The 16,890-nt window shown below is 59.8% G+C and carries 16 protein-coding genes; 9 read left to right on the forward strand and 7 right to left on the reverse strand.

Translation table 11 applies throughout. The annotated features are described in order from the left end of the window. Positions 1-2: 2 nt before the first annotated feature. Both trpS and DXY10_RS05295 read left to right on the forward strand, forming a co-directional pair. Entirely contained in the window at positions 3-1,016 is a 1,014-nt protein-coding gene (gene trpS, locus DXY10_RS05290; RefSeq protein ID WP_115016884.1) for a tryptophan--tRNA ligase, read from the forward strand. Between the two features lie 313 nt (positions 1,017-1,329). Next, the gene (locus DXY10_RS05295) at positions 1,330-2,004 is read left to right on the forward strand and encodes an endolysin (RefSeq protein WP_371411122.1); all 675 of its coding nucleotides are present in this window, start codon (positions 1,330-1,332) and stop codon (positions 2,002-2,004) included. 67 nt (positions 2,005-2,071) lie between these two features. On the opposite strand, the gene DXY10_RS05300 is transcribed toward DXY10_RS05295, so the two are convergent. Then, positions 2,072-2,413: a DUF2605 family protein gene (locus DXY10_RS05300; RefSeq protein ID WP_115016886.1), complete on the reverse strand. Its 342-nt coding sequence runs from the start codon at positions 2,411-2,413 to the stop codon at positions 2,072-2,074. A gap of 24 nt (positions 2,414-2,437) precedes the next feature. Between DXY10_RS05300 and thrS the strand changes: the two genes are divergently transcribed. From thrS to DXY10_RS05335, 7 genes are all read left to right on the forward strand, one after another. Further along, a complete protein-coding gene (thrS, locus tag DXY10_RS05305; RefSeq protein ID WP_115016888.1) occupies positions 2,438-4,267 on the forward strand; it encodes a threonine--tRNA ligase in 1,830 nt (609 codons plus the stop codon). Further along, positions 4,264-4,659 (forward strand): DUF1824 family protein, encoded by a 396-nt coding sequence (locus DXY10_RS05310; RefSeq protein WP_115016890.1) that lies wholly within the window; start codon positions 4,264-4,266, stop codon positions 4,657-4,659. Before thrS ends, DXY10_RS05310 begins: the two co-directional genes overlap by 4 nt. 73 nt (positions 4,660-4,732) lie before the next feature. Then, entirely contained in the window at positions 4,733-5,800 is a 1,068-nt protein-coding gene (locus DXY10_RS05315) for a glucokinase (protein ID WP_115016892.1), read from the forward strand. A gap of 71 nt (positions 5,801-5,871) precedes the next feature. Continuing rightward, entirely contained in the window at positions 5,872-6,819 is a 948-nt protein-coding gene (gene thrB, locus DXY10_RS05320) for a homoserine kinase (protein ID WP_115016894.1), read from the forward strand. 56 nt (positions 6,820-6,875) lie between these two features. Further along, positions 6,876-8,447: an NAD(P)H-quinone oxidoreductase subunit 4 gene (locus DXY10_RS05325; protein ID WP_115017371.1), complete on the forward strand. Its 1,572-nt coding sequence runs from the start codon at positions 6,876-6,878 to the stop codon at positions 8,445-8,447. Positions 8,448-8,458: 11 nt separating this feature from the next. Then, positions 8,459-10,591 carry a M3 family metallopeptidase gene (locus DXY10_RS05330; protein ID WP_115016896.1) on the forward strand — a complete coding sequence of 711 codons (2,133 nt, stop codon included), beginning with the start codon at positions 8,459-8,461 and terminating at the stop codon, positions 10,589-10,591. A gap of 10 nt (positions 10,592-10,601) precedes the next feature. Then, positions 10,602-12,140: an arginine repressor gene (locus DXY10_RS05335; RefSeq protein WP_115016898.1), complete on the forward strand. Its 1,539-nt coding sequence runs from the start codon at positions 10,602-10,604 to the stop codon at positions 12,138-12,140. Here DXY10_RS05335 and DXY10_RS05340 read toward each other — a convergent pair. From DXY10_RS05340 to DXY10_RS05365, 6 genes are read right to left on the reverse strand one after another with little or no spacing between them, the layout of a single operon-like run. After that, a complete protein-coding gene (locus DXY10_RS05340; RefSeq protein ID WP_115016900.1) occupies positions 12,124-13,215 on the reverse strand; it encodes an alpha/beta hydrolase in 1,092 nt (363 codons plus the stop codon). The two genes, DXY10_RS05335 and DXY10_RS05340, sit on opposite strands and share 17 nt — an antisense overlap. Further along, positions 13,212-13,718, reverse strand: coding sequence for a hypothetical protein (locus DXY10_RS05345; RefSeq protein ID WP_170955722.1), 507 nt, complete (start codon positions 13,716-13,718; stop codon positions 13,212-13,214). Before DXY10_RS05345 ends, DXY10_RS05340 begins: the two co-directional genes overlap by 4 nt. Positions 13,719-13,755: 37 nt before the next feature. Continuing rightward, the gene (locus DXY10_RS05350; RefSeq protein ID WP_115016901.1) at positions 13,756-14,463 is read right to left on the reverse strand and encodes a DUF6629 family protein; all 708 of its coding nucleotides are present in this window, start codon (positions 14,461-14,463) and stop codon (positions 13,756-13,758) included. Positions 14,464-14,518: 55 nt separating this feature from the next. After that, positions 14,519-15,121 carry a triacylglycerol lipase gene (locus DXY10_RS05355; protein WP_115016903.1) on the reverse strand — a complete coding sequence of 201 codons (603 nt, stop codon included), beginning with the start codon at positions 15,119-15,121 and terminating at the stop codon, positions 14,519-14,521. After that, positions 15,109-15,474, reverse strand: a complete 366-nt coding sequence (gene folB, locus DXY10_RS05360) for a dihydroneopterin aldolase (RefSeq protein ID WP_115016905.1) — start codon at positions 15,472-15,474, stop codon at positions 15,109-15,111. The genes DXY10_RS05355 and folB overlap by 13 nt, the downstream gene beginning before the upstream one ends. A gap of 42 nt (positions 15,475-15,516) precedes the next feature. Further along, a complete protein-coding gene (locus DXY10_RS05365; RefSeq protein WP_115017376.1) occupies positions 15,517-16,830 on the reverse strand; it encodes a glutamate-5-semialdehyde dehydrogenase in 1,314 nt (437 codons plus the stop codon). Positions 16,831-16,890: the final 60 nt, after the last annotated feature.

Raw genomic sequence — 16,890 nt, forward strand, 5'->3', positions numbered from 1 at the left:
CAATGGTCCAGTCGCGGGTTCTTTCCGGCGTCCAGCCCACCGGTGCCCTTCATTTGGGCAATTGGCTGGGCGCCATCCGCAACTGGGTGGAGCTTCAGCGCGATCACGACACGTTTTTTTGTGTCGTCGATCTGCATGCGATCACTGTTCCGCATGATCCCGACCGCCTGGCCGAGGACACCCTCAGCACCGCTGCGCTGTACCTGGCCTGTGGCATTGATCCTGAGCGCAGCACGGTGTTCGTTCAGAGCCACGTGCAGGCCCATGCCGAACTCTGTTGGCTGCTGAATTGCGTCACCCCGCTCAACTGGGTCGAGCGGATGATTCAGTTCAAGGAAAAGGCGGTGAAACAAGGGGACAACGTGTCCGTGGGTCTTCTGGACTATCCGGTTTTGATGGCCGCCGACATTCTTCTCTACGACGCCGATCTGGTGCCAGTGGGAGAAGACCAGAAACAGCATCTCGAACTGGCCCGCGACATCGCCCAACAGCGCATTAACGCCCGCTTTGGCAGCGAAGACGCCCCAGTGCTCAAGGTGCCCAAGCCCCTGATCCTCAAGGAAGGGGCCAGGGTGATGAGCCTGAGCGATGGTCGCAGCAAAATGAGCAAAAGCGACCCCAACGAGGGCAGCCGGATCTCCTTGCTCGATGCTCCTGAGTTGATCACCAAGAAAATCAAACGCGCCAAAACCGATCCCCAGATGGGGCTTGAGTTCAACAATCCCGAGCGCCCGGAGACGGAGAACCTGCTGGGTCTTTACGCCATTCTCAGCGGCAAGGGGCGCCAAGCCGCCGCCGAGGAATGCGCCGAGATGGGTTGGGGCAAATTCAAACCGCTGCTAGCGGAGGCTGCCGTCTCGGCCCTGGAACCGATCCAGACTCGCTACCGCGAACTCATCCAAGACCGCGGCGAACTGAATCGTGTTCTGGTCGACGGCCGCGATCGCGCCAATGCTGTGGCGGAAGCGACGGTGGCAAGAGTGCGCAGCAGTCTGGGGTTTTTGGGCACCCCCTGAGCACCTCGCCTCCACCGAACTGCACGGATCAGACCACTGGGAGCTGATCAGTGCAAGAGCTTCAGAAAAGCTGCGCTAATGATTAAAACTTCCTGAGAGCTTGAAGCATTCTCAACCAGGCCATTGGAGTCGACCCCAGTGACAGCCATGGGTCCCATGGGTCCAAGCTCCTGTTTGATCTAAGAATAAGTGCTCAAACACATGCCAAGACTCCCGTCAAGACCGGTCCCAGACCACTCGCATCCGAACCCCTTGGGTCTGCATCGTGATGGGCCCTTGAACGGACTGTGTGCCCGAACCCTTGCAAGCATGGATGCCCAACATTCTCGGTCGCGTTTTCAACGCTGACCGTCGGATGCACCTGCTTCCCGTGGCCGGAGTGATCGGAACTGTCCTAGTCACAGGACAGGCCTTGCAAGCTGAGCGCTCCGACGGACGCCTGGCCCAAGCCGAAGCGGTCAAGGCCCATCTGCAAGCAGAAGAGGAGAACCTCAGCGCTGACCTCAGTGGTGGTCATTACCAAATCACCCCGGAACGCAGGGCTCTCCTCAACACGATCCGTTATGCCGAAGGCACTTGGAAGGACGGCAAAGACCTCGGCTACAAAACTCTCTATGGAGGAGGCCAGTTCGCGGATCTTTCCCGCCACCCCGACCGGGTGGTCGTGAAGAGATACGCCAGTGCCGCAGCCGGTGCCTATCAGTTTCTGCCCACCACCTGGCGGATTGTTGCGACCGAGCTCAAGCTCACCAGCTTTGAACCGAAGCATCAGGATCAAGCGGCGTTGCGCTTGATTGAGCGACGCGGTGCGCTTGAGGAAGTCGACAGCAACGGCCTCACCAAAACGGCGATGCATCGTTTAGCGCCAGAGTGGGCCTCTTTTCCCACCCATGCTGGCTCCAGCGCCTATGGCCAGCCGGTCAAGAGCCATGCGGAACTTGCGAAGTTCTACTCCGACAATCTGCGTCAGATTCGTCTAGGGGCATGAAGCTGGAGGGGCGAAGGCCCCGATCAACGTTCTTCACCCTCATCGGAGTGCAACGGATGGTGCTCTCTCAATTCAGCTGTTGTGAGATCCGCGCCGAGAGCGACCACACCTCGGTCATCAGCTGATGCCAGGCAGACATCGCCCGCATTGAGACAGCCATCGCCTCAGGCGATGCCTCCAGAAGGGCACGGGTCGCTGTAATCGCCTTATGCCCCTCGACAAGGCGTTGGGCCATGGCCAGGCGCTGCTCAGGGTCCATCACTTGATCCGGGCAGATCGCCAACAATTGCTCCCCACGGTTGAAACAATCGCTGAAGTCTTTGAGCAACGAGTCGAGTAATGACCGAAGCAGCGCCTCTGCCTGCTCATCCCTGCGAGGCTCTCCGGAGCCAGACGAAGTCGATTCCATAGAGCTGCCTGACACGCCCATAAGATGGCGGCTGACACGCAAGTACCGGTGAGCAGCACAGCAGTAACCGCCCTTCCCCCGAACGAAACGGTGGTGCTGCCTAAAACCAGCGAAAGCGAAACGCTGCTGCGCATCCGCCACTCCATGAGCCACGTGATGGCCATGGCGGTACAGAAACTTTTCCCCAAGGCTCAGGTCACGATCGGCCCCTGGACCGAGAGCGGCTTCTACTACGACTTCGACAATCCGGATCCATTCACGGAGGCCGATTTGAAGGCGATCCGCAAGGAGATGATCAAGATCATCAACCGCAAGCTGCCCCTTCAGCGGCTCGAGGTGGATCGTGCCGAAGCAGAGGCCAAGATCAAGGCCCAAAACGAGCCCTACAAGCTCGAGATCCTGGCAGGGATTCAAGAGCCCATCTCCTTGTACACCCTTGGTGACGACTGGTGGGACCTCTGCGCCGGCCCCCATGTCGCCAATACCAGCGAACTCAACCCCAAGGCATTCGAGCTCGAGAGTGTGGCCGGTGCCTACTGGCGAGGCGATGAAACGAAAGCGCAGCTGCAACGCATCTACGGCACCGCCTGGGAAACCGCGGAACAGCTGGCTGAACATCGCCGTCGCAAAGAAGAGGCCTTGCGCCGCGATCACCGCCGCATCGGCACCGACCTCGACCTGTTCTCAATCGAAGACGAAGCAGGGGCAGGACTTGTGTTCTGGCACCCGCGCGGCGCACGCATGCGCCTCTTGATCGAGGACTTCTGGCGTCAGGCCCATTTCGATGGAGGCTACGAACTCCTCTACACACCCCACGTTGCAGATATCAGCCTCTGGAAGACCTCAGGTCACCTCGACTTCTACAGCGAAAGCATGTTTGGGCCGATGCAGGTTGACGAACGGGAATACCAGCTCAAACCGATGAACTGCCCGTTCCATGTGCTCACTTACGCGAGCACCCTGCGCAGTTACCGGGAGCTCCCCATTCGCTGGGCCGAGCTGGGCACTGTGTATCGCTACGAACGTCCCGGTGTCATGCACGGTTTGATGCGCGTTCGGGGCTTCACGCAAGACGACGCCCATGTGTTCTGCCTGCCAGAGCAAATCAGCGATGAAATTCTGCGCATCCTTGATCTCACCGAACGGATTCTCTCCACCTTCGATTTCTGCAATTACGAGATCAATCTCTCCACCCGCCCGGAGAAATCAATCGGCGAAGACGCCGTGTGGGAACTGGCCACCAAGGGACTGATTGAGGCACTGAACCGCAAGGGCTGGGCCTACAAGGTGGATGAAGGGGGCGGTGCCTTTTACGGACCAAAGATCGACCTCAAGATCGAGGATGCCATCGGTCGGATGTGGCAATGCTCCACCATCCAGCTCGACTTCAACCTGCCCGAGCGCTTCAAGCTTGACTACGTGGCTGCCGATGGCTCGAAGCAACGGCCGATCATGATCCACCGCGCCATCTTCGGATCCCTGGAGAGGTTTTTCGGGATCATGACCGAAAACTATGCCGGTGACTTCCCGTTCTGGCTGGCCCCGGAACAGATCCGCCTTCTGCCCGTCACCGACGAGGTTCAGGGCTATGCCGAAGACCTCTGTCAGCAGCTCACCCGAGCTGGTGTACGTGCCTGCGTTGACCGCAGCGGCGAACGGCTGGGCAAACTCATTCGCACCGGTGAAAAAATGAAGATCCCCGTCCTGGCGGTGATTGGAGCCAAGGAAGCCGAACAGAGTGGTGCAAGCCTGCGCAGCCGCCGCGATGGTGATCTGGGCCTTGTCGATGCGGAAGCCTTGATCAAAGCGGCCTGCCAGGCCAATCAAAGCCGCAGCCAGGGACTGTCGTTATGACTGAGACCCCGATTCAGTGCCTCGCCGATTTCGCCACTCTGCGGACGGCACCAGAGCTCAATCCCGACCAGCGAGAGAGATTGCGACCCACACTTGCCGATGCGATGGCGTCATTTGAGTGGTTCACCGTGGGGATCATGGCCCCATCCAAAGCAATCGCCCTCAACGCTTTGCGCAGCCTGGAGATCTCCCTCTCCTGGGAAGCGATGACGATCGAGGATGACGCCGAGGATGTTGGCCCTGTGTTTCTCAAGGCCAATCAATCCAATGGTCTGATCCGCATCCGTGTGGAACATGGACTCGGAGAAGGCATCCTGATCTCTGGCCACAGCAACATCCCCGAGCAAACCGGGATGACTTGGGGCCCGCTTCCACTCGATTTCTTCGCTTGACCTATCCAGTGCATGCTTGCGGTTTTCATGCCCTGCAAGCAGCCTGAGGATCAATCGCATCACAGCCCTGGGGATGGCGGCGAACACCTTTCTGGCAGGCGATGTGGGAGGAACCAAAACCCTTCTCGCGGTGTACGGCCAACGCGAAGGGCAGCTCCAAGCCCTCTATTCCCAGCGCTATCGCTCAGGCGAGTGGTCCTGCCTTGAAAGCATCGTCCACCGCTTCCTCTCCAGCCTGCCGGCCGACCTTCCCAGGCCAAAGACCAGCTGCCTTGCTGTCGCCGGCCCCGTGCAGAACGGCACAGCCACACTCACCAATCTGCCTTGGGTTCTGAGCGAAACGCTGCTGTGTGATGCCACGGGACTCAAGCATCTCGAGCTGGTGAACGACTTTGCAGTGCTCATTCACGGCCTGCCCCATCTGGATGATCAGCAACAAGTCGTTCTGCAGGGTGGTCATCCCTCTCGTTCAGCAGCCCTGCCCCAGGGGGGGGCAGTGGCGGTTGTCGGTGCCGGAACAGGACTAGGAATGGCCCGCGGAATTCCTGGCCCGCATGGTTGGCTGGCCGTGGCCAGCGAAGGTGGGCATCGAGAATTCGCTGCCCGCACAGAGGACGAATGGCAGCTGGCTTCATGGCTCAAGGCTGACCTTGATCTCGATCGCCTGTCCGTGGAGCGCATCGTCAGTGGAACCGGCCTCGGCCATGTGATGCGTTGGCGGCTGCAACAACCGGATGGAGACGGCCACCCACTGCAGCAGGCAGCTGAGGCCTGGCGAAGCAAACCGGTGGATGCAAAGGAGTACCAAGACCTGCCGGCCCTCACCGATCAGGCTGCGCAAAGCGGTGATCCCTTGGCCCGCCATGCTCTCGACCTATGGCTCGGGGCCTATGGCTCAGTCGCCGGCGATCTGGCCCTGCAGGAACTCTGCAGCGGCGGGCTGTGGATTGGCGGAGGCACCGCCGCCAAGCACCTGAAGGGACTGCAGTCCGCCACCTTTCTTGAACCCATGCGCCGCAAAGGACGCTTCCGCGCCTTCATCGACGGGCTCCGTGTTCATGCTGTGATCGATGCGAATGCGGGCCGATTTAGCGCAGCGTGCAGAGCTCGGGATCTCGCGGCTGAGATCGAATCCACCTAGCAACGTTGGTGGCCACGATCGTCAAGCGGCGGCCACTCAGGTGAGACACTGGCTTGAACAGAACAGCAGGGATGGTGCAACCACGCATTGGCCAATCGGTGGTTGTTGATGTTCCTGCCACCTCAGCCAATATCGGCCCTGGATTTGATTGCCTCGGTGCCGCACTCGATCTCAACAACCGGTTCACGATGCGCCGGATCGAGGGAGATGGAGAACGGTTTGAGCTGATCATCGAAGGACAGGAAGGCAGTCATCTAAGGGGTGGCCCCGACAACCTCGTCTATCGCGCTGCCCAGAGGGTCTGGAAAGCTGCTGGTGAAGAACCAGTCGGACTCGAAGCGCGCGTACGTCTAGCGGTGCCGCCAGCGCGAGGGCTTGGCAGCAGTGCCACAGCGATCGTGGCAGGCCTAGTGGGGGCCAATGCACTGGTTGGCGAACCCCTGAGCCGCGAAAAGTTGCTCGAGCTGGCGATTGATATCGAAGGGCATCCCGACAATGTGGTTCCATCCCTCCTCGGTGGTCTCTGCATGACGGCGAAGGCCGCATCCCAGCGCTGGAGGGTTGTGCGCTGTGAATGGGTGCCCACGGTGAAAGCGGTGGTGGCCATCCCATCCATACGACTGAGCACCAGCGAAGCGCGCAGAGCCATGCCCAAAAACATTCCGTTGGGGGATGCCGTTGTCAATCTGGGTGCCCTGACGCTTCTCCTGCAAGGACTGCGCACCGGCAACGGCGATCTGATCGCAGACGGCATGCACGATCGACTGCATGAGCCCTACCGCTGGCGGCTGATCAAAGGCGGACAGGAGGTTCGCGAAGCCGCACTCAAAGCAGGAGCCTGGGGCTGCGCCATCAGCGGAGCGGGCCCCAGCGTTCTGGCCCTTTGCTCCGAAGAGGTCGGTGCCGCCGTTAGTCAGGCGATGGTCCGGGCGTGGGAAGCCGCGGGTGTTGCCAGTCGAGCACCACTACTGAACCTTCAGACCACAGGCAGCCACTGGCATCCCATGGAATCTGAGTAGATTTACTCAGTTCTGGGCGAGGCCCTGATAGGTTCAACATCCATTAGATGGATGCCATGGACGTCAATCTCCCGCTGATTGCCGCGTCCGATGCCACGTTTCCCTGGCTTTCGCTGATCATCCTGCTCCCGGCAGCTGCTGCCCTGGTGATGCCGCTGCTGCCGGGCGATGAGAGCAATCCCTCACCCTGGCCCCGCAACCTCGCCTTGGGTGTTCTGGCAGTCGACTTTGCCCTGATGCTGGTGGCCTTCAGCCGCCATTTCAACCCACAGGACCCCTCACTCCAATTGGTGGAGCGTCTCAACTGGGTGCCGGCCATTGGCCTGGAATGGTCAGTCGGGGCCGACGGTCTATCGATGCCTCTGGTGGTTTTGAGTGGCCTGGTGACCATGCTCTCGGTGGCAGCGAGCTGGAAGGTTGAGCACAAAGCCAAGCTCTACTTCGGCCTGCTGCTCGTTCAGGCCGCCGCCCAAGCCCTGGTCTTCCTCTCCCAGGACTTCCTCTTGTTCTTCCTGGCCTGGGAACTGGAACTGGTCCCGGTGTATCTGCTGATCGCCGTTTGGGGAGGTCAGAACCGCCAATACGCCGCCACAAAATTCATTCTCTATACAGCCCTGGCCTCACTGCTGATCTTGATCAGCGGCCTGGCACTGGCTCTTTCCGGTGACCAGTTCACGCTCAACCTGAGCGAACTGGCCCAACGCTCTCCTGGCGGCACCTTCGGGCTGCTCTGTTACTTGGGCTTCCTGGTGGGATTCGGCGTGAAATTACCGATGTTCCCTCTCCATACCTGGTTACCTGATGCCCACGGCGAAGCCAACGCTCCGGTCTCCATGCTGCTGGCTGGAGTGCTGCTCAAAATGGGCGGCTATGCCTTACTGCGCTTCAACGTGCAAATGCTGCCGGATGCCCACTTGGTCCTGGCACCTGCTCTGATCGTGCTGGGGATTGTCAACATCATCTATGGCGCACTCAACGCCTTTGCTCAGGACAACGTCAAACGTCGGATCGCTTGTAGCTCGGTCAGCCATATGGGCTTCGTCCTAGTCGGCATTGGAGCAATCGACGCCCTCAGCATCAGCGGAGCGATGCTGCAGATGATCAGCCATGGCCTGATCGCCGCGGCAATGTTCTTTGTGACCGGCAGCTTCTACGAACGCACCAAGACCCTCTCCATTCCGAACATGGGAGGACTCGCAAAAGTGCTGCCAATCACCTTCGCGTTTTTCCTCACAAGCTCACTGGCATCGCTGGCATTGCCTGGGATGAGTGGCTTCATCAGCGAGATCACTATCTTCCTGGGCATTACCAGCCAAACCACCTTTACGACAGGCTTCCGAGCGATCACGATTGTGGCCGCAGCCATTGGTCTGGTGCTCACCCCCATCTATTTGCTGTCGATGTGTCGCCGCGTCTTCTTTGGGCCACGGATTCCTGCTCTGGCCTTTGTGGGCGATATGAATCCGCGTGAGCTCGTGATCGGCCTCACCCTGCTAGTGCCCACACTCACCATCGGCATCTGGCCCAGGGTGGCGATGGATGTCTACGAGGCTTCCACCGATGCTCTCGCCAGCACGCTGTCAACCCATAGCCTGATCGCGCTCCACAATCTTCTGCCCCTGGGCTGAAGCGATACGGCATGACCAGCACCAGCCAGCCGGCTCTCCTCACGGGCCGGGGTCTTCCTGACTACGCGGCAATCACCCCTGAAGCGGTGGGAGAACATCTACCAGGTCTGCTGCGAAGACTGGAGGAGCAACTGGTGTCTCTGGAGACCAGCCTCAAGCACAAGCTCGGCCAGGCAGAACCGATCAGCTGGGCTGATGTGATGCCACCGATGCAGGGCATTGGGGAGCAGCTGCGCTGGAGCTGGGGTGTGGTCACCCACCTGAATGGCGTCTGCAACTCCCCGGAATTGCGCGAAGCCCATGCACGCCAACAGCCTGAGGTGGTGCGCTTCGGCAACCGGATGGGCCAGAGCTCGATCCTGCATCAAGCTCTCGAACAATTACGCCATCATCCAGCCCAGTCGCTAGATCCCACCCAAGTGCGGATCGTCGATGCTGAGTTGCTCTCGATGCAGCAGAGGGGGGTTGGTCTTCAAGGCGACGACCAGACGGCCTTCAACCAAGCCAGCGAGCAGCTGGCCGAGTTGTCAACCCAGTTCAGCAACCACGTCCTTGATGCCACCCAAGCCTGGAGCTTGGTGCTCCACGACCTGGATGAGGTCGCCGGGCTTCCATCACGCGCTCTCGACACCCTCGCTTCTGCGGCTCGGGATGCCGATGATCGTCACCGTGACGGCAGCGAAGCAAGCGCAGAACGCGGCCCATGGAGGCTGGGCCTCGACATGCCCCGCTACATCCCCTTTCTGACCTATGCCGATCATCGAGATCTAAGAGAAACCCTCTACAAAGCCCATGTGGGACGCGCAAGCAGTGGCGATCTCGACAACACACCCCTGATTGAATCAATCCTCAGCCTGCGGGCTGATCAGGCCCAAAGGCTGGATTATGCCCACTGGGCCGAACTCAGTCTGGCCAGCAAAATGGCAGACAATGTCGACAGCGTTGAAGCTCTACTTGAAGAGCTGCGCGCTGCGGCCAAGCCAGCCGCCGAAAGGGAGATCGACGCCCTGCGGGACTGTGCCCATCGCCACCAGGCACCGGAAGCGGACTGCCTGGCCCCTTGGGATGTCACCTACTGGGCCGAAAAGCTGCGCCAGGAACAGTTTGATCTCAATCAAGAAGCTCTGCGCCCATGGTTCCCTCTGCCTCAGGTCCTTGAGGGGCTATTCGGACTGTGCGAGCGCCTGTTCTCAATCCGGATCGAGGCCGCTGATGGGGAGGCGCCGATCTGGCATCCGGATGTGCGTTTTTTCCGCGTCTGCGAGCAGGACGGCACAGCCTTAGCAGCCTTTTATCTCGATCCCTACAGCCGTCCATCCAGCAAACGTGGCGGTGCATGGATGGATGAATGCCTCAATCGTTCCCGCAGCGAATCAGGCGAGATGACCTTGCCAGTGGCTTATCTGATCTGCAATCAGACCCCTCCCACGGACAACACCCCAAGCCTGATGAGCTTTGAAGAGGTGGAAACCCTCTTCCATGAGTTTGGCCATGGCCTTCAACACATGCTCACCACCGTGGAGTATCCCCAGGCCGCGGGCATCAACAACGTCGAATGGGATGCCGTGGAGCTGCCCTCCCAGTTCATGGAGAACTGGTGTCTCGACCGCGCCACCTTGATGGGAATGGCCCGGCACTGGCAGACCGGTGAACCCCTGCCTGACTCCGACTTTCAAAAACTGCTGCAGGCGCGCACATTCATGGCAGGGTGCGCAACGCTTCGCCAGGTGCACTTCGCACTCACGGATCTACGCCTACACAGCCAATGGTCGAAGCAGCTCGGGATAAGTCCGGATCAGCTGCGCAGGCAACTTGCTGCCTCCACCACAGTGATGCCGCCGATCGCAGAGGATCACTTCCTCTGCGCCTTTGGCCACATCTTTGCCGGTGGCTATTCCTCTGGCTATTACTCCTACAAGTGGGCTGAAGTGCTCAGCGCCGATGCCTTCGCCGCCTTCGAAGAAGTTGGCCTCGACCAGGAGGAGCAAGTGCAGTCGACCGGTCAGCGTTTCCGCAACACCGTGCTCAGCCTCGGCGGCAGCCGATCGCCCGCCGAGGTTTATGCCGAATTCCGAGGACGCGCCGCCAGCACTGATGCTCTGATCCGCCATTCAGGACTCACCCCCTCTGCGCCAACAGCCTGAGCCGCCAACCATGACGGAGCAGGGATCGGGATCAAACCATGACCCCCTCGCCATCTCTGATGCTTGGGGGCACCAGGCTGATGATCAGATTGAAGCGGCAGCCCTCATCAGCTTCGAGGCAGCACTGGAAACAAGCTGGCTGCGTCGAGGCATCAGCCGTGAAGCCTTCCTGTCTGAACTGCTCAGGGATCTGCATCAGCGCCACCTGATCCCCCTGCTCGCCATCCTTCCCCGCAAATGGAAGCAAACTTCAGCTGTCCTCCCAGACCATCTCCGCGGTCTGGGGGCCGTGCTTGAGGGAGGACTGATCAGCCCCCTGATGCTGGCGGCCCTGGCCGACGACCTTCAGCACCTGATCCCCGCAACAGAGGCGACCCAGCCGTCAAGAGCTGACGCCCTCCAGAAATGGTCTGCGCTCACGATCCAAGCCAGCGAGACAGCCCATCTGCTGCCAGGCTCCCTGGAGGCCTGGCGCAGGCAAGCCAAACAGTTGCCGGATTCAGCCAGGGAAGGGAACAACAGCTCATCCGATGCGCGTTCAGGACTGCGCAGCCTGGGCGCGGGGTTGGTCTGGCGAAACCACGGATTGCAGCATCGACAGACCGCCGAAAGCCGCTGGAGCAACACGCTCCTGGCCCAGGTGCTCAACGCCCTGGGATCGAACCGACTGCTCAAGAGCGCAGGCTGCTACGGCAGCCGGTCAGCCCCTTTCAGCTTCGAGGGCACGACCAGCCCCCGTGAGCTGATTGCCCTCCTGAGCGATCGTGGCTGGACCTGCAGAGCTCGCATCCGAGCCAGTGTCGCCAGCTTCGGAATGGGGGCCAGCTGTCCCAACGACCCGAAGACAGGCAGCGCCTGGAGTCAGGTGCCCCTTGGGGTGGCTTACCGCACAGGATTGCTACGCCAAGACCAAGAGCTGGAAGCGCTGCTGCCTCACTGCAGCTTCGAACTGGAGCTGATACCGCCGGATGGAACAGCCTGCACGTTGCTGCAGTACTACCAGAGCACTGAGGGGCTGAATGGCTGGGCCGCCATGAACGACTTGCATCGCCCCTGGCAGAACGATCGCGCCAATGGAACTGTCGCCTACCCGGGGCAGGTATTCAGGGCTGGGCAACTCTTGCTAGCCCTCGACCTCTGCGACCTGATGGCTGCGGTACACAACACGGCTGCCGACCTGGGCCATCTGCACGCCGGGGGCTATGGAGCCCTGGGATTCTGCATTGATTCAACAGCTCTACTCGAGCAGGCGCTAACGGGACGCAGTCATTTGTTCCCACTCACCCTGGGCGGACTCTGGCGTGAACGCCTCCACAGACAACTCGATCAACTGCTCCAGGATGGTTTGAACCCGGGCATTGGCAACGATGCTGAGGACTGCGTTGCCCGCTATCGGAACGCTCTTCGGGCCCTGCCCTCAGATCTGATCCTGCAAGGTGATGCCTGTGCTCCAGCGCTCGAGCGCCTGGTTGCCAGCCAACCCCGCCATAGCCCCTTCCATGTAGTCCGTCGCCTCAACGGGGAGGACAGTCTCACCCCGCCTGCGTGAGCGCCAGCTCACTGCAAATGGCTGCCACCACCTTGTCGCGATAGTCCCGACTGAACGGCCCGGAATTGCCGTTGTGGCTCATCGCAGGAATCTCGTAACGATGCAGACGTCCATAGGTCAGCCAACGATTCCAATTCGAGAGCGGAAGCAGAGGAAGTCTTCCCGGGTAAGCGATCCTGCCGAGGGCAGCCACAGGATCCTTGGAACCCACCACCATCGACACGTGCTCAAGCGTCTCCAGATCACCATTGCCGCTGAACACCCCGCAGACGGTGATCACATGTACAGGCACATGGCATAACTTCTGAAGCATGGCCGCCGCGCCGATGGCCATCTCGCCTCCTCCGCTGTAGCCAACAAGAACGACGCGGCTGGCTCGACTGGGATGGAAGCCGATGGCAGCTAAACGTCTGGCGATCTTCAATGCCAATTCGTAATTCATCACCGGGCCGTAACGCCGGTCCGATGAAATCCCCACCTTGATGACGTTGTTGGCTTGCACACAGAAGGAGCAGAGAAATCGCACCCAGCCATTGGGATGGTGCTCCTGAAGTGAAAAGAGGCGTTGCCAAAACCAGTGGGCAAACGGAGTGGATTTCAGGCCAACAGGGGTAATTGTGTAGGCCTCAATCCCCTTAACCAACAAAGAATCACGGTCGATCGCCTGCTCCAGATGCTGCAGAAATTCACTCACGCGCGGCGGATGATCCTCCTCGCTCTGATGAATGCCATCGAGATACACCAGATAGTGCCGGTGACCAGAAGTATTGGGATCCAAGGCAGGAAAAAGATCTCGGGGATCCGGCAACCCCCGCATCCAACCTTCCCAGAAGACGAAGTCCACCATCACCGAATACACCCCCACCAAGGCCACCACCACCACCACCAGAGCGCCAGCCATGATCAACAGCTCACGGATGGACTCAGGCTTGAGCAGGATTGCGGCGTCTTGGCGAACCGCACTCACCCCGAGGAACGCCAACACCGAGGTGATCAGGAGGAGGATCACCACCACTCTCCAGCCCAAGCGCAGATGGTTGCGGTGATGCTGAATGGCCGCGCTGGGCTCCATCATCTGCCCACCTCGCGCGCCAGGGTGTTGTAACTGGTTCGCCAGCGCTGGGCAAACACCAGAGCAATCAGCACCAGTGCCAACACAAAACCAGGAAGAGATACAACAAGGCCTTCCTGAAGAGGGATGCCGTAGTGGACCTGAAGCAACAGCATCACGTTGAGGTGAATCCAAGCCAACAGCGTGACGGCGATCAAATCACTGATGTAGGGGGCCGCAACAAGCACGTAGAACAATCCGGGCCACAGGGCCGCCCCCATGCGATTGGCCATCATGATCGGCTGCGGTGGAACATGTTCCATCAACGTCAACATCAAGCTATGGCAAAGAATTCCAAGACTTAGAGCCAGGCTGAGAACAAGGGCATCAAGCACCATTTGCAGCGCGATCTGGCGAAGACAGAGTCGATTCGCCAAAAGCGAAAACAAATGCGAGGCCGACATGGAAAGGCCAACGCCGATCACCAAACCAAGGCCCGTGTCCATGGCCAGCATGGTCTGAACCATGGACTCGAGCAAAGCGCTGAGCGGAAATCCCACAGGATCAAGCACGACGCATTTCCGGACGATTCACGATCCAAATCACCATGATCGACAACACCGCACAGTAGAAACACCAAACAGAATTGAAGGTGGCGCTGTACGTCAGCCAGGTCAGAAAAATCGAGACAAAGATGAGAACACCAAACAATTTCACAGCCCTATCACTTACCGCCAAAAGGGGCAAAACGATGAAGCCCCAATAAAGCAGTTCACCAAGAGGTGAGCGGGTGTTAACGAAGTCATGCCAGATGCTGCCAAGACCACTGAGGTCATACAGCAATCTGCCTGTACTGTGAACTGAAGGCTGCACAGCCGGCATATTGAAAAGGAACGGGGCATAAAAGATAATCCCCAGCACCGATGCAACAATCGCCACCCATTTCAAACGACTCTGCAGCCGGCGAGAGTCAGTACTGCGGCTAATACACCATGCACTCCATGGGATCCAGATCATCCAGAAGCAATAAGCAAAGAAAAGAAAGCCCAGGGCGCCAAAGGTTGCTAGTGGTTCCATTGGCGGAGCCGATCCATTACCGATGGCCGTCCACTCCAATCCTTCAACAAACTGTTGCACCCCGAAAAAGAAAGGAACCAGTGCAAGAGGTTTATATCCAGGGCGTTCAGCATTGGAGGCCAGATGATGGGAGTAGAGACCAAGGGGCATCAAAACCGCCGATGCCGTAAAACTGGCTGAAGCCGAAAAACACATCGGTTGCGATAGGAAAGCTTGGTTTCAGTGTGTCCACGTTGCAGCGAATTGCCATTCAATCCTTCAGGATCGTTTGCATCAAGATTTCAAGCGATAAAGGGTGTGCCATCAGCTGCTGATGGGTCAGCACCGGCACCGCTTGCTGCGTTCCCATTGGCAGCACGGCCTGCCAACCAGGAACCACCATCAGATCCCAGCGGCAGAAGAAACTCGCGCATTCCACACGTTCCAAGGCCGTGAGATCGGCATTGAGGTGGTTAAGAAGGGGACTTCCTCGTTTCATATCTGCGAGACCGGCAAACAGCCAGCGCGGAATCCATTGAGCCGTCACCGTGCCTTGCTGAGGACTTCCCACGCTGATGAACCGACGGCAACGCCTGGACCCACCAAAGTCCTGAAGCCAAACGCGACCGATGACACCACCCATCGAAAAGCCAAGGAGGTCGATCTCCTGATCACCCCAGCGAGCGCTAATGCGCTGGTCGAGCTGTCGAGCAAGATCCGCCAGGGGAACCGCCCCGAGACGATGGGGGAGGTGAGGCACCAGCAGCGAGATCTGATGCTGCTGAAGACGGTGAATCAGGCGCCGAAACAGGTGCGGCGTGTCCCACAGTCCATGCACCAGAACCAGGGGTCTGGAGTCGTTCACACCGTCCAGTGGCGATGGCGTTCAACGGCAACCGTACCCCCGAATCCAGGGATCGGCGCCGAACATTTGCGCAGAAGAACGCGCATGGGCACCGGTCCGTAGAGCTCTTCGAGTAACGCCAACACCCGCTCACTGAAATGCTCAATGGTCTGACACTGAAGCGTGGTGGCCAGCGACTGGACAGCCTGCACCGCAAGGCTGTAGTCAGCGGAACTGGCGAGATCGTCGTTGCGAGCGGCATCGCCCAAATCAAGCCTCATGCTCAGATCCAACGAAAACCATTGGCCATCGCGGCGCTCGTGATCGAGCACACCGACATGGGCCCAGACCCGCAGGTCAGAGATATGGAGGGCGTCCTTCAAAGCTTCAGCGGAAAAAGCGGGCAGGGATTAAGGCGGGAACCGTCAAACCGGCAGATCCCGATGAATGAACTGACACTCCCCTGTCGCGAAGTCTGCAGCGGTATGGCCATCGCCACGGAGGCGGTAGCGGTAGGTCACCAGGCCCTCCAGTCCGACGGGCCCGCGGGGAGGAAGGGTCTGGGTGCTGATACCCACCTCAGCACCGAAGCCGTAACGGAAACCATCGGCAAAACGCGTGGAGCAGTTGTGATAGACCCCCGCACTGTCGACCGCGCGCAGGAAACGCTCTGCAGTCGTGCTATTCGCGGTGGCGATCGCTTCGGTGTGGCGAGAGCCATGGCGGCGGATGTGCTCCAGAGCCGTCTCCAGATCAGGCACCACCCGCACGGCAAGGATCAGATCGAGATATTCGCAATCCCAGTCGGCCTCAGCGGCGGGATGGGTCACACCCAGAGCCATGCAGGCCTGATCACCGCGCAGTTCGACCCCAACACCCGCAAAGGCGGGAATGGCGTCCTTCAGAAAACGTTCGGCGATCGCCTCATGCACCAGAAGCGTTTCAATCGCATTGCAAGCGGCGGGGTACTGGGTCTTGCTGTCAATGGCGATGCGCAGAGCCTGGCCACAATCCGCCTCAGCATCAACGTAGAGATGGCAGACCCCATCAGCGTGGCCAAGCACGGGGATGCGGGTGTTGTCCTGAATGAAGCGCACCAGCTCATTGCTGCCGCGGGGAATGATCAGATCCACCAATCCATCCAGCCGAAGCAGGGCCAGACTTTCCTGACGCGTGGTCAGCAGAGCGAGAGCATCAGCGCTCACCACCGAGTGAGCCAGGCCCTCCTGCAAGGCTGCCATCACCGCCTGATTGGTGCGGTTGGCTTCGCTGCCTCCCTTGAGGATGGCCCCGTTACCGGAGCGGATCGCCAGGGACGCGATCTGGATGACGGCGTCGGGGCGGGCCTCAAAGATCACTCCAAGTACACCCAGAGGCACCGTGATGCGCTCCAGCACAAGTCGGTCGCTCAGCTCCCGATGCAATTGCCTGGATCCGAGTGGATCCTGCAGGTGAGCCACCTGCCTCACGCCCTCAATAGCCCCGACGAGCTTGACCTGATCCAGCTTGAGCCTGGCCACCAATGCCGGAGCCAGACCTTCAGCCGCAGCCTGCTCAAGATCGGCGGCATTCGCAGCTGCGATCCGATCTCCATGGGCCTGAAGGGCTGCGGCCATCGCCGCAAGGGCCTCCTGACGCTGCTGATCCGTGGTCTGCCCCAGATCGATGGCGGCGCGGCGAACCCCCGTTGCCAGGCGCAGTAGCTCAGCGGACGGTTCGGGCACAGCCTGGCTGGTCATCGTCACGAGTGGGATCTGCGATGCATCATCCCGTTTCACGGGGCAATGCCGAAGCTGAGC

Origin of the sequence: Synechococcus sp. UW140, assembly GCF_900474295.1 — a bacterium.
Lineage (GTDB): Bacteria > Cyanobacteriota > Cyanobacteriia > PCC-6307 > Cyanobiaceae > Synechococcus_C.

What these genes read in the sequence shown, in the direction of transcription:
- DXY10_RS05325 (WP_115017371.1), top strand. Translation starts at nt 6,876, where the DNA reads ATGGACGTCAATCTCCCGCTGATTGCCGCGTCCGATGCCACGTTTCCC.
- DXY10_RS05365 (WP_115017376.1), bottom strand. Translation starts at nt 16,830, where the DNA reads ATGACCAGCCAGGCTGTGCCCGAACCGTCCGCTGAGCTACTGCGCCTG.
- DXY10_RS05310 (WP_115016890.1), top strand. Translation starts at nt 4,264, where the DNA reads ATGACTGAGACCCCGATTCAGTGCCTCGCCGATTTCGCCACTCTGCGG.
- DXY10_RS05315 (WP_115016892.1), top strand. Translation starts at nt 4,733, where the DNA reads ATGGCGGCGAACACCTTTCTGGCAGGCGATGTGGGAGGAACCAAAACC.
- DXY10_RS05330 (WP_115016896.1), top strand. Translation starts at nt 8,459, where the DNA reads ATGACCAGCACCAGCCAGCCGGCTCTCCTCACGGGCCGGGGTCTTCCT.
- DXY10_RS05350 (WP_115016901.1), bottom strand. Translation starts at nt 14,463, where the DNA reads ATGTGTTTTTCGGCTTCAGCCAGTTTTACGGCATCGGCGGTTTTGATG.
- trpS (WP_115016884.1), top strand. Translation starts at nt 3, where the DNA reads ATGGTCCAGTCGCGGGTTCTTTCCGGCGTCCAGCCCACCGGTGCCCTT.
- DXY10_RS05335 (WP_115016898.1), top strand. Translation starts at nt 10,602, where the DNA reads ATGACGGAGCAGGGATCGGGATCAAACCATGACCCCCTCGCCATCTCT.
- DXY10_RS05300 (WP_115016886.1), bottom strand. Translation starts at nt 2,413, where the DNA reads ATGGAATCGACTTCGTCTGGCTCCGGAGAGCCTCGCAGGGATGAGCAG.
- DXY10_RS05340 (WP_115016900.1), bottom strand. Translation starts at nt 13,215, where the DNA reads ATGATGGAGCCCAGCGCGGCCATTCAGCATCACCGCAACCATCTGCGC.
- thrS (WP_115016888.1), top strand. Translation starts at nt 2,438, where the DNA reads ATGGCGGCTGACACGCAAGTACCGGTGAGCAGCACAGCAGTAACCGCC.
- DXY10_RS05345 (WP_170955722.1), bottom strand. Translation starts at nt 13,718, where the DNA reads ATGGTTCAGACCATGCTGGCCATGGACACGGGCCTTGGTTTGGTGATC.
- thrB (WP_115016894.1), top strand. Translation starts at nt 5,872, where the DNA reads ATGGTGCAACCACGCATTGGCCAATCGGTGGTTGTTGATGTTCCTGCC.
- DXY10_RS05295 (WP_371411122.1), top strand. Translation starts at nt 1,330, where the DNA reads ATGCCCAACATTCTCGGTCGCGTTTTCAACGCTGACCGTCGGATGCAC.